The sequence below is a fragment of the Cobetia sp. UIB-001 genome, from assembly GCF_044789135.1.
GTDB classification, from domain to species: domain Bacteria; phylum Pseudomonadota; class Gammaproteobacteria; order Pseudomonadales; family Halomonadaceae; genus Cobetia; species Cobetia amphilecti.
On sequence record NZ_CP058244.1, the window covers coordinates 1,197,360 to 1,209,761 of the forward strand.

The following is a 12,402-nucleotide window of genomic DNA, read 5'->3' on the forward strand; positions in this document are numbered from 1 at the left end:
CAAGGAGAACAAGCATGTTGAAAGTCGGATTTGTCGGTTGGCGTGGCATGGTCGGTTCCGTGCTGATGCAACGCATGCGTGATGACAACGATTTCGCCGGTATCGAGCCGGTATTCTTCTCCACCTCCCAGGTCGGTCAGGCCGGTCCTGACGTGGGCACGCCGGTGCCGGCGCTCAAGGATGCCAATGACATCAATGAGCTGAAGGCGCTGGATGTCATCGTCACCTGTCAGGGCGGCGACTACACCAAGCAGGTGTTCGGCCCGCTGCGCGAAGCCGGCTGGAAGGGCGACTGGATCGATGCGGCCTCCACCCTGCGCATGGACAAGGACGCCGTGCTGGTGCTGGACCCGGTCAACCGTCATGTGATCGACCAGAAGATCGGCGCCGGTGCCAACACCTTCGTCGGCGGCAACTGCACCGTCAGCCTGATGCTGATGGGCCTGGGCGGCCTGTTCGAGGCCGGCATGGTCGAGTGGATGACCTCCATGAGCTACCAGGCGGCGTCCGGCAGCGGTGCGCGCCACATGCGTGAGCTGCTGACCCAGATGGGCCAGCTCAATGGCAGCGTGGCCTCCGAGCTTGCGGACCCGGCCAGCGCCATCCTCGACATCGACCGCAAGGTGACCGCCACCATGCGCGGTGATGACTTCGCGACCCAGCAGTTCGGTGCGCCGCTGGCCGGCTCGCTGCTGCCGTGGATCGATTCCGCGATGGAATCCGGTCAGACCCGCGAGGAGTGGAAGGCCGGTGTCGAGGCCAACAAGATTCTCGACAGCCAGGGCAACCCGATCATGATCGACGGGCTGTGCGTGCGTATCGGTGCGATGCGCTCTCACTCCCAGGCCTTCACCGTCAAGCTCAAGCAGGACGTGCCGCTGGACGAGATCGAAGACCGCCTGGCCAAGCACAACGACTGGGTCAAGGTCGTCGCCAATACCAAGGAAGACAGCCTCAAGCACCTGACACCGGCCGCCGCGACCGGCACCCTGACCGTACCGGTCGGCCGTCTGCGCAAGCTGGCGATGGGTGGCGAATACCTGTCCGCCTTCAGTGTCGGTGACCAGCTGCTGTGGGGGGCCGCGGAGCCTCTCAAGCGCATGCTGACCATCCTGCGTGAACATCGCGCGGCCTGATCGCACTGTGTAGCAGCATGTCGTCGGGTTCGTTGCGAGCCTGACCTGAAAACGCCCTCGGCTCTCTGGAGTCGAGGGCGTTTCTCTTTTGCACGTTACGTCTTGGAAGGTCGGTGATTTCAGGTAAGAGATAGGTCACTGATGTCACGGCGAGTACCAGATATCTCAGTCTTACCTGCGCATTTTTTGCGATTTTGACTGGCGCTTTTGATGCATGATGGCAGGGAGGTGTTTTTTACGGGTATCGTAAAGGGGATATCGTCGAGCTGGTCACTCGCGATATGACGCCTCTGCGGCCGTTATCGATCGTGGGCCGTCACTCTATCGTTGAAACTTTTTCCACTTTGCCAATGGCTTCCCGCACTCTTGGGACGGACTCTCTGGTATCTTGTGTAAGTATACGTAACATAATGCGCAGGCCGGGCAATGATTCGGCCGCATACGAAGGGACACTCAATGGGACGCAAGCTTCCTCTCGCACTGGCGGTGTCGTTCGCCGTCTACAGTGCTCAGGCCTTGGCAGTCGGCATGGAATCGCCGCGGTTGCGCTCGAATCTGAATCAGCCACTGGACGCGCGCATCGGCCTCACGGATACCTCGGGCCTCGATGCCAGCCTCATCAAGGCCGGCGTTGCCGATTCTGCCGCCTTTACGCGAGCGGGCGTCGATCGCAGCTATGTCAGCGATGACATCAAGGTTGCCGTCAAGCAGCAGGGTGGGCGCTACTACCTCCAGCTGTCCACCAATGGCGCGGTACGTGAGCCCTATGTGGACCTGCTGCTGGATGTCGAATGGCCCAATGGCAAGCTGCAGCGTCAGGTGACCCTGTTGTTCGATCCGGCGGGCTATTCGAGTCAGCCGTCATTGGTGACACCTGCCGGCGCGCGCTCGCGGCCGCTGGCCACCAACGATTCCTCGCCGACGCGTTCCGTGGTGTTCCGCGACAATGCCCAGCCCAGCCAGGCTGCCTCGCGCAGTGCGTCATCCAGCACGCCGCCGTCCAGCATCAAGGTGCGCAACGGTGATTCGCTGTGGACGATCGCGCGTCGCGTGCGTCCGGATGCCAGTGTCAGCATCCGTCAGGCGATGCTGGCGATCCAGGAAGCCAACCCCCGGGCCTTCCCGGGCGGCAACATCAACAAGCTGCGGGCGGGAGTGGTGCTGAGCGTGCCGGACCGCAGCACCATGTTGGGACGTTCGCGTACCGAGGCTGACAAGGAAGTGCGTCAGCAGTATCAGCAGTGGGTCGCGGGCGCGCAGGGCAAGACCGTGCCGGCTCCGGCCAGCAAGAAAACCGCTGCGGCCAGCACATCGAACGAGCCCTCCTCCAGTGCTGCGCCTGCGGCCACGGCCGCACCGAGCGGGCCCGCCAGCGCGGGTGCCGACGGCAAGCCGCGTCTGACGCTGCTGGATGAAGACGGCAGCAAGCCCAAGGCGGCGGCAGCCAGTGGTCAGATCTCCGCGGGTAGTCAGCAGGCGATCGATGAACTGTCCGATCGCCTCGAGTCGCTGGAAGATCAGCTGCTGACCAATCAGCAACGCCTCGATCAGCTGGAGCAGGAGCGGGATGACCTGCGCAGTGAAGTGGCCTCCCTGCGCAACGAAGTCGGTGAGCTGCGAGCGTCGCTGGCAGAGCGTACCGAGCAGCTCGAGACGGCCAAGGTACTGCTCGCCAAACAGAATCGTCTGCTCGTCAACAGCGGTATCTCTCCGTTGGCGTTGCCGGAAAGCCTGATCACGGCTGGCGTGGACCTCGGTCAGCCGCGCGACGGCGAGGGCAACCTGGTATTGCCCAAGCAGCCGTGGCCCCAGGCAACCTGGAAATGGGTGCAGGACAACCTGGCCATCGTCGGCGGTGCAGCCGGGGCATTGCTGCTTCTGTTGCTGCTGTTGTTGCGTCGCCGCTCCGGTTCCGGGGGCGATGAGAACATGAGCTTTGCCGATGCGGTCCGCGGCAATGAAGAGCCCGACCAGGACAAGCCACGCGTCTTCCCGGATACCTTTGCGGCCTCGACTGCCGCTGCTGCCGCGGGTCACAAGTCATCCGCGTCTGAAGATGCCAATGTGGCGGCGCGCCGGGGTTCCGGTAGCCTCGAGCCGCTCTCCCAGCCGGAAGCGGCTGCGATCAGCGAGGCGGACATCTTCATCGCCTACGGCCGCTTTGATCAGGCACAGGCCCTGCTGGAAGCCGGTCTGGTGGAAGATCCCGCACGCCAGGACCTGCGCCTCAAGCTGATGGGAGTCCATGGCGAGCTTGGCAACGCCGAAGCCCTGCATCATGAAGGTGAGCAGGTGCTGGCGGCCGGCAATGAGGAAGAGCGCTTCGAGGCTCAGGCGCTGCTGGATCGCTACAGTGTCTCAAGCAGTGCGCTGCGTGCTGTCGCAGGCGGCGGCGCGAGTCAGGTGGGGCGCAAGGTCTCCTATCTGTCGGGGGTAGCAAGTCAGCAGGCGGCAGCGCCTCGCGCGCCGCTTGAAGGTCGCGACAAGGCCGATGATGCGGCTCGCGGCCCGGCAGAGGCATCCGCCACGGGCTCTGACGCCTCCCTTGATGACCAGGAAGATGCCGGCGCGCTGTCTGACAGCGAATCGCATGCCGGTGACGGCGTGAGCGAACCGCTGGTCGAGCATGCTCCCGATCAAGGCTTCGCGTTCGAGCCGGGCCTCAAGGGCGAGGACCTCGAGAAGGCGCCCGTGCGTGAGAGCCACTTCAACAGCGACAACGTGATCGATTACCAGGCGCCGGAATTGACGCTGGGGGATGCTGGTCACGCCGATGGCGAGAAGGGCACTGATACCGCGGCATCCAAGGCGGCGGATAGCGCGCTCAAGGGCGAGTCCGTCGAGTTTACCTCGCTGCGTGAAGAGCTGGATGACCACTCCGCGCTCGAGGGTGGTGCCGCGAACGAGAAGGACGGTGCTGCAAGTGAGAGCAGTGGCGCAAGTGAAGGCAGCGCTGCGAGCCAGAAGCCCTATGAGGTGTCCAGCAAGCCGTCAGCCGCAGTCGATGGCATGGACGAGTTGCCGTCACTGGATAGCATGACGCTGGAAGAGGTGGACGTGCCGCGGCGTGATATCTCGGAATTCGAGGTCGAGGAAGTGGCGTTCGAGTCAGGGGATCAGGATAATGCCTATCCCTCTGTCGAGTCGGCAGGGTTTGGGGCTGGCGCCCAGGATACCGTGGCATTCCAACAGCTCGAGGAAGCCCGTCAGTTGTTGGTGGATGGCGATGATGATCAGGCGGCTGCGCTGCTTGAGCCGCTCGCTACTGCCAGTGATGACATGGTCCGTGAAGAGGCGCTGGCGTTGATGGAGCGCTTTGGTCTGACCTGATGCCCTTTTTTACACCGCTGGATGATAACGAGAAACGCCCGGGGCGCATTGCTCTGGGCGTTGAATATGATGGCACCCGCTATTGTGGCTGGCAGCGTCTGAGCCACGCCCCCTCCGTGCAGGAAGCGCTCGAGAAGGCCTTGTCCAAGGTCGCCTCCACGCCGATTAACGTGCATTGCAGTGGCCGCACCGATTCCGGTGTGCATGCCGTGCGTCAGGTCGTGCATTTCGATACCCCCGTGGGCCGCAGTCGCAAGGCCTGGCGCATGGGCGGTAACGTCAACCTTCCCCCCGATATCGGGATTCATTGGGCCGTGCCGGTGCCCGATGATTTCCACGCGCGTTTCAGCGCCATCGCCCGTCGCTATCGCTATATGATCATCAACCAGCCGTTTCGGCCGGTGATGGAGCGCAACAATGTCACCTGGTGTCGCGAGCCGCTCAATGTCGCCGACATGCAGGCTGCGGCGGCGCACCTGGTGGGCGAGCTGGATTTCTCGGCGTTCCGCGCCGCAGGCTGTCAGTCGCGCTCGCCGCGCCGCCACGTGCACTTCATTGAAGTCAGTCGCCATGGCCATCTCGTCATGATCGATATCCAGGCCAATGCCTTCCTGCATCACATGGTGCGCAATATCGCGGGCACCTTGATGGCCATCGGGCGTGGCGAGAAGCCTGTCGAGTGGATCGTCGAGCTGATGCGCGGGGGAGATCGCACGCGCTCGAGCGCGACGGCAGCGGCGACAGGGCTTCACTTCGTCGATGTCATCTATCCGCCGCGCTATGCGCTGCCCAAGGAACCCCTGGGCCCTGGTCTGGTCGCACATCTTGGCGAGTGGACGGGCGAGCGCCCGTTGCCGGACTGCCCGATGGTGCGCTCACGCATGGCGCGTGCCGAGGCCGAGGGTGCCGAAGAGGCGCGCGCGGCAGGCAAGCTCAGTGAGCAGGAGGCCATTCGACTGGCTAACGTAGCCCGTGAAGCCGAGCGCCTCAGTCGCGAGCATGAACAAGCGATTCCTGCGGCAGGCGATCCTGCGGCAGGCGATCCTGCGGCAGGCGTTCCTGCGGCAGGCGGCCCTGCGGCAGGCGCCGAGGATGACACGCTGACGGCTGCCACCCAGAATGAATCCTCACGTTGAACGGAGTGATCCCATGACCGAGATGAGCGCTCGAGCGAGCCAGCGTACCCGGATCAAGATCTGTGGCTTGACGCGTGAGCAGGATATCCGCGACGCCGTGGCGGCAGGTGCCGATGCGCTGGGTTTCGTGCTGTGGCCGGGCAGCAAGCGTGCGGTGGATGTGGCGCGGCTGGCCGAGCTTGCCGCGTGCGTGCCGGCCTTCGTGACGCGGGTCGGCCTGTTCGTGGATGCCAGCGCCGAAGAGATTGCGGCGGCGGCACCGCACCTCGATCTGCTCCAGTTGCATGGCAATGAGACGCCGGAGCAGTGTCGGGCGGCTGGGCGGCCCTATATCAAGGCGTTGCGCATGCGTGACGGGATCGATCTCGCCGCGCAGGCGGCGCGCTATCACGATGCGCGTGGCTTGCTGCTGGATGCCTATCGTCCCGGCGTGCCCGGTGGCACCGGCGAGACCTTCGACTGGTCGCGCATCCCCGCCGATCTGCCGCTGCCGGTCATCTTGGCCGGTGGTCTCGAGTCAGGCAATGTCGCCGCGGCGGTGGCGCAGGTCGCCCCTTACGCGGTCGATGTCTCCGGTGGTGTGGAAGCCGCGCCCGGCGAGAAGAGTGCCGAGCGCATGCAGGCATTCTGTCAGGCAGTCCGCCAGCAGCGCTGATTTGCCGGCAAGCGTTGTGGCCCTTGCGCTGCTTTCGCCCCAAGCGGCGAGGGCCGCAACGCTCAATTGGCATCTCGCACTACCCGCAAGGGGGGCGAAGCCGCTACAATGACCCCCAGAATTCGGAAAAGTGGCCGTACGACCAATGGGTTGCACGGTCTTTTCCATTGGCACTGCCCTGTGATGGTAGCTGCCCGCCATATTGCCGAGGCGTGAACGCCCTGGAATATGTGCCAACTCGCATGGCCGCCGACAGTCGTCGAGCGGTGCCCAGAACAGCAGCAAAACGGAAGCCTCCCCACCATGAGCTGGCTTGACAAGATTGTGCCGTCAATGAGCCGTATCCAACGCAAGGATCGGCGTACCTCCATTCCTGACGGCCTGTGGCGTAAATGCCCCAAGTGCGAAGCAGTCCTGTACCTTCCGGAGCTGACCAAGCACGACAACGTCTGCCCGAAGTGTGACCACCACCTGCGTCTCACTGCGCGTGCGCGTCTGTCCTGGTTCCTCGACAGCGAAGGCCGCGAGGAAATCGCGGCAGATCTCGAGCCGGTCGATCGCCTCAAGTTCCGCGACTCCAAGAAGTACAAGGATCGCCTGAGCGCTGCCCAGAAGCAGACCTCCGAGAAGGACGCGCTGGTTGCCATGCGCGGTGCTCTTTCCGGTCAGCCGGTCGTTGCCGTGGCCTTCGAGTTCAGCTTCATGGGTGGCTCCATGGGTGCCATCGTCGGCGAGAAGTTCGTGCGTGCAGCAGAGCTTGCGCTGGCCGAGAACATCCCGCTGGTCTGCTTCGCCGCCTCCGGTGGTGCTCGCATGCAGGAAGCCTTGTTCTCCCTGATGCAGATGGCCAAGACCTCCGCGGCGCTGGAAAAGCTCAAGCAGGCTGGCGTGCCGTACATCAGCGTGCTGACCGATCCGGTCTTCGGTGGCGTGTCTGCGTCGCTGGCGATGCTGGGTGACCTGAATGTCGCCGAGCCGAACGCCCTGATCGGCTTTGCCGGTCCGCGTGTCATCGAGCAGACCGTGCGTGAGAAGCTGCCGGAAGGCTTCCAGCGCTCCGAGTTCCTGCTCGAGCATGGCGCCGTCGACATGATCATCCATCGCCGCGAGATGCGTGAGCGCCTGTCCAGCATCCTGCTCAAGCTGCAGGGGATGCCGGTCAACGCCGCCAATCTGCCGGTCGCGGATGCGGTCGTCGAAGAAGCGCCCGTCGAGGCGGATGCGACTGTCGAAGCACCGGCCGAGCCGCGCTCCGCCGTGGACAGCGTGCTCGACGAGACCTTCACCAGCGAGAAGCCGCAAGGCGAACGTCGTGATGGCTGAGCAGGGCTCCGCCCCGGCAAGCTGCAGCACCGATGAGGTGCTGCAGTCTTCCTCACTCCCTCCGCTGGATGCCGCTTCGTGGCAGCTTTCCCCCCTGCATGATGCCGTGCCGCGTGGCCTCTCGCTGGATGAGTGGCTGACGCGTCTCGAGTATCAGCACCCCGTCAGTATCGATATGGGCCTTGCCCGAGTGCTGTGCGTGGCCAGGCGTCTCAGTCTGGTCGGGGCGGGTGCGCGTCGGCTCGGTGGCCGCATCATTACCGTGGCGGGCACCAACGGCAAGGGCTCGACGGTTGCCATGCTCGAGGCGCTGGGGCGTGCCCACGGGCTGAGCACCGCCACCTACACCTCTCCGCACCTGCTGCATTACAACGAGCGTCTGAGCTTCAATGGTCACGACGTCAGTGATGCGGCGTTGGTCACGGCCTTCGAGCAGGTCGATTCCGCGCGCCACTCCGGGCTGTCGGCCAGTGGTGAGCCGGTGGATGACGAGGGCGTGATCAGCCTGACCTACTTCGAGGCCGGCACGCTGGCCGGGCTATGGCTGATCGCTCAGCAGCAACCGCAGCTCGCGATTCTGGAAGTTGGCCTGGGCGGGCGTCTGGACGCCGTCAACATCATCGACTGTGATGTCGCGATGATCATCACGGTCGCGCAGGATCATGCCGCGTTTCTTGGCACCGACCTCGAGAACATCGGCTTCGAGAAGGCCGGGATTCTGCGCGCCGGCAAGCCGGCCGTGTTCGGCTCGGATGTGCTGCCGTCCAGTTGTGCGGCGCATGCTCGCACGCTGGGTGTCACGCCGCAGGTGCTATGGCAGGACTTTCGCTGGCAGGTCGTGGCTGACCTTGTGAATAGCAGTGGGAATGGCAGTGTGGATGGCAGCACGGACCATTCGGCTACCTCGCAATGGCAATGGCAGCGCCTGTCAGCGCCGGCGCTGACGTTCGATGCGCTGCCAGACCCGGGCTTGCCGCGTGACAATGCGGCCAGTGCGCTGAATGCTCTGGTCGAGGCCGGTATCGAGCTCAACGCCGAATGCGTGCAGCAGGCCATGGCGAGCGTCAAGCTCAAGGGGCGCATGCAGTGGCTGAGTCGTCACGGGCGTGACTGGTGTCTGGATGTCGGCCATAACCCGCATGCCGCGAGTTATCTGGCCAGCCGTCTTGCCGCTCATGACCTGCGTTGCGCGCGGGATCCTGCCACCCGTCCGCGGCGGGCGTTGCTCGCCATGCTGGGCGACAAGGATGCCGCTGGCGTGATTCAGGCGCTGGCACCGGTGGTGGACGGCTTCGTCGTCGCCACCCTGGATGGCGAGCGTAGCCGTCAGGCCAGTGAGCTTGCCGCCGTGGTCCGCCACTGTGGTGGTGAGGTGCTGGCGGAGTGCGAGACGGTCACCGCTGCAGCCGAATGGTTGGTACGCGAGACGAGCGCTGGAGAAGTATTGGTCTGTGGTTCCTTCTTCACGGTCGGTGAAGCATTGATGTGGCTCGACGCCCAGGCCTGATGCAGGCCGGCGGCGGGTCCGGGATTTCGGGTGCAAGGGAGATGTCACAATGAAATATGGCAAACGCGAGCGAATCAGCGGTGCGGTCATCCTGCTGGCGTTGGGGGTGATCTTCATCCCGATGCTCTTCGATGAGCCGCCGGCCCGTGATGAGCGCCCGAGTCCGGTGATGACGCTTGGCAAGCCGGTGGATATCGATCGCTCCAACGTCGATGAGCCGCAGCCGCCCAGTGAGCTGAAGATCGGCACGGATGTGCCGATCACCTTCGTCGACAGCAACGGCAAGGTGCGTGACAGTGACCCGGGTGCCGGCAGCGACAGCGGTTCCGAGTCCCAAGGCCGTGTCGCCGAGGCCGAGCAGTTGTCGCCGACCCGCTCTGTGGCCAGCAGCGAGCCGCAGTCAAAGCCAAAGCCGGAACCGGAACCCGCTGCCAAGCCGGAGCCCAAGCCTGCTCCCAAGCCTGAACCCAAGCCTGAACCGAAGCCTGCGGTTGCCTCGAATGCGCCGTCGTCTTCCGCCGGTGGCTGGGCCGTGCAGGTCGGCAGCTTCGGTGACCCGGCCAACGCCGAGCGTCTCCAGAAGGAGCTGCAGGGCAAGGGCTTCGCGGCATACCGTATCCCGCGTGGCAGCAAGTTGACCGTTGTCTTCGTCGGCCCGTACAAGTCCTCCGAGATCGGTGAGTCCGCACGCTCGCGCTTGCAGCAGCAGGTCAATATCAAGGGCCTGCTGGTACGACGCAAGGAGGGTGAGTGAACGAGCTGGTCTGGATCGATTGGCTATGTCTGGGCCTGATCGGGATCTCGGTACTGCTGGGGCTGATGCGGGGCCTGCTCAGCGAGGCCCTGGGCCTGGCGGGCTGGCTGGTGGCGCTGGTCGCGGCACGCCAGTTCGGCGCCGAGGTGGGGGGGCTGCTCGAAGAGATGATCGTCTCGCCGGGCATCCGCACCGCAGTCGGCTTCGTGCTGGTGGTGATCGCGAGCGTACTGATCTGGGGGCTGATGTTGCGCCTGCTGGAACGCTTGATTCATGCGGTCGGCATGGGCGGCTTCAATCGTCTGCTCGGCGGTGTGTTCGGCGCCTTGCGCGCGGCGATCATACTGGTGCTGATCACCGCCGTGGTGGGGCTGACGCCCCTGCGTGACAGCGCCGACTGGCAGGCCGCCCAGCTGCGGCCGACGCTTGAGCAGCTGCGCGACTGGTCGTTGGCTCGCTATCGTGAGTGGGATACGGGCGGTGACTGGGGCCAGAGCGTGTCGCTGCCGGATTCCGCCAGCGGCTCCAGGCTCAAGCAGCAGGCCAGCGGTCTGATCGACAGCGCCCAGCGTGAAGGGCGTGCGTTGAGCGACAGCCTCAGCCAGCAGGCGCTGCAGTCATTCACGCGCCAGGATGCCACGCAGGACCAGCCCTCGCTGGAGGCGTTGCTCAGAGGCAGCACCGCTGGCGAGGCCGCAAGCCGCAATGCGGGTGGTGAGCAGTGACAGGCAGGATCTTCAGCGCCGGGCATCGTGGCCCGGCGTTGTCGTTTTCGGCATTCGGCACACGTTGCTGAAGTCTCATGCGGGGCAGTCGAAGGGGTTGACCCATCGGTCAGGTGTTGCCTGCATGGGGGGCAGGCCTGACAATTGCGCCGTGTGAGCACTCATATTGCCATATGGACGGGCGCCGGCAGTCGCCAGCGTGCGCTTCCCTATCCAAGTGTGTATTAGTGAGGTAATGACGGGATGTGCGGGATTGTAGGTTTGATGGCCAACGCCTCGGTCAACCAGGCGCTGTATGACGCGCTGACCGTATTGCAGCACCGCGGGCAGGATGCCGCGGGCATGATGACCTGGCACGAAGGTCGTTTCCTGCTGCGCAAGAGCAATGGTCTGGTGCGTGATGTCTTCCGCACTCGTCACATGCAGCGTCTCAAGGGCAACATGGGGATCGGCCATGTTCGCTACCCGACCGCCGGTTCTTCCAGCGAGGCGGAATCACAGCCGTTCTATGTCAACTCGCCTTACGGCATCACGCTGGCGCACAACGGCAACCTGACCAACTCCGACCAGCTCAAGCAGGAGTTGTTCTCCTCTGATCTGCGTCACATCAACACCAGCTCCGATTCGGAAGTGCTGCTCAACGTCTTCGCTCACGAGCTGGGCAAGCAGGGCATGCGTCTGGGTGCCGGTGATGTGTTCGATGCCGTGCGTCGTGTGCATCGTCGCTGCAAGGGCGGCTACGCGGCCGTCTCGATCATCAACGGCACTGGCCTGGTCGCTTTCCGCGATCCGCACGGCATCCGTCCGGCGTGTTTCGGCAAGCGTGACTCCGCCGAAGGCGTCGAGTACATGATCGCCTCCGAGTCCGTGGCGCTCGACGTCGCCGGCTTCGAGCTGATCCGTGACTTGGCCCCGGGCGAAGCGGTATTCATCGACATGGAGCGTGAGCTGCACACCCTGCAGTGCGCGGATGATCCGGTTCTCAAGCCGTGTATCTTCGAACACGTCTACCTGGCGCGTCCGGATTCCCTGCTCGACGGTGCCTACGTCTACGGCACCCGCATGCGCATGGGCGAGAAGCTGGCCGACAAGATCGTGCGTGAATGGCCGGAGCAGGACATCGATGTCGTGATTCCGATCCCCGATACCTCGCGTACCTCCGCCCTCGAGCTGGCCCAGCATCTGGGAGTGACTTACCGCGAAGGCTTCATGAAGAACCGCTATATCGGCCGTACCTTCATCATGCCGGGTCAGACACTGCGCAAGAAGTCCGTGCGTCAGAAGCTCAACGCCATCGATATCGAGTTTGCCGGCAAGAACGTGCTGCTGGTGGATGATTCCATCGTGCGCGGTACCACCTGCAACGAGATCATCCAGATGGCGCGCGAAGCGGGCGCCAAGAACGTCTATTTCGCCTCGGCAGCACCGGCGGTTCGCTATCCCAACGTCTACGGCATTGACATGCCGGCGGCGGAAGAGCTGATCGCCCATGACCGTACCGAGAAGGAAATCGCGGACCTGATCGGCGCTGACCGTCTGTTCTATCAGGACCTCGACGACCTGAAGGACGCCTGTCGTGAAGTCAATCCGGCGCTGGATGAGTTCGATTGCTCCGTGTTCGACGGCGTCTACGTGACCGGCGACATCGACGAAGCCTATCTGAACGACCTGCGTGCCTCGCGCAATGATGGCGCCAAGAGCGCTGGCGAGACCCACGCGGTGGTGGATCTGCACAACGATTCGGAAGATCTCGACTGATCCGGCTGCCTGCCATTCTCGGCAGGCAATCACGCGATGAGCGAACCGCAACGGGCTCCGGAGAAATCCGGGGCCCGT

At 64.1% G+C, this 12,402-nt stretch carries 9 protein-coding genes; all 9 read left to right on the forward strand.

Annotated elements, in window-relative coordinates; translation table 11 throughout:
• Positions 1-14: 14 nt before the first annotated feature.
• Entirely contained in the window at positions 15-1,136 is a 1,122-nt protein-coding gene (asd, locus tag HA399_RS05085) for an aspartate-semialdehyde dehydrogenase (RefSeq protein ID WP_192838485.1), read from the forward strand.
• 456 nt (positions 1,137-1,592) lie between these two features.
• Positions 1,593-4,466: a FimV/HubP family polar landmark protein gene (locus HA399_RS05090; protein ID WP_404326284.1), complete on the forward strand. Its 2,874-nt coding sequence runs from the start codon at positions 1,593-1,595 to the stop codon at positions 4,464-4,466.
• On the forward strand, positions 4,466-5,602 hold the full coding sequence (gene truA / locus HA399_RS05095) for a tRNA pseudouridine(38-40) synthase TruA (RefSeq protein WP_404326285.1): 1,137 nt from the start codon (positions 4,466-4,468) through the stop codon (positions 5,600-5,602). The genes HA399_RS05090 and truA overlap by 1 nt, the downstream gene beginning before the upstream one ends.
• Positions 5,603-5,624: 22 nt before the next feature.
• Positions 5,625-6,257, forward strand: coding sequence for a phosphoribosylanthranilate isomerase (locus HA399_RS05100; protein WP_153636798.1), 633 nt, complete (start codon positions 5,625-5,627; stop codon positions 6,255-6,257).
• Between the two features lie 303 nt (positions 6,258-6,560).
• Positions 6,561-7,580: an acetyl-CoA carboxylase, carboxyltransferase subunit beta gene (gene accD / locus HA399_RS05105; protein ID WP_284726259.1), complete on the forward strand. Its 1,020-nt coding sequence runs from the start codon at positions 6,561-6,563 to the stop codon at positions 7,578-7,580.
• Positions 7,573-9,087 carry a bifunctional folylpolyglutamate synthase/dihydrofolate synthase gene (locus tag HA399_RS05110; RefSeq protein ID WP_404326907.1) on the forward strand — a complete coding sequence of 505 codons (1,515 nt, stop codon included), beginning with the start codon at positions 7,573-7,575 and terminating at the stop codon, positions 9,085-9,087. Before accD ends, HA399_RS05110 begins: the two co-directional genes overlap by 8 nt.
• Before the next feature lie 49 nt (positions 9,088-9,136).
• Entirely contained in the window at positions 9,137-9,841 is a 705-nt protein-coding gene (locus HA399_RS05115) for an SPOR domain-containing protein (protein WP_404326288.1), read from the forward strand.
• Positions 9,838-10,566 carry a CvpA family protein gene (locus HA399_RS05120; RefSeq protein WP_404326289.1) on the forward strand — a complete coding sequence of 243 codons (729 nt, stop codon included), beginning with the start codon at positions 9,838-9,840 and terminating at the stop codon, positions 10,564-10,566. The genes HA399_RS05115 and HA399_RS05120 overlap by 4 nt, the downstream gene beginning before the upstream one ends.
• A 243-nt stretch (positions 10,567-10,809) precedes the next feature.
• Positions 10,810-12,324 carry an amidophosphoribosyltransferase gene (purF, locus tag HA399_RS05125; protein ID WP_043336916.1) on the forward strand — a complete coding sequence of 505 codons (1,515 nt, stop codon included), beginning with the start codon at positions 10,810-10,812 and terminating at the stop codon, positions 12,322-12,324.
• Positions 12,325-12,402: the final 78 nt, after the last annotated feature.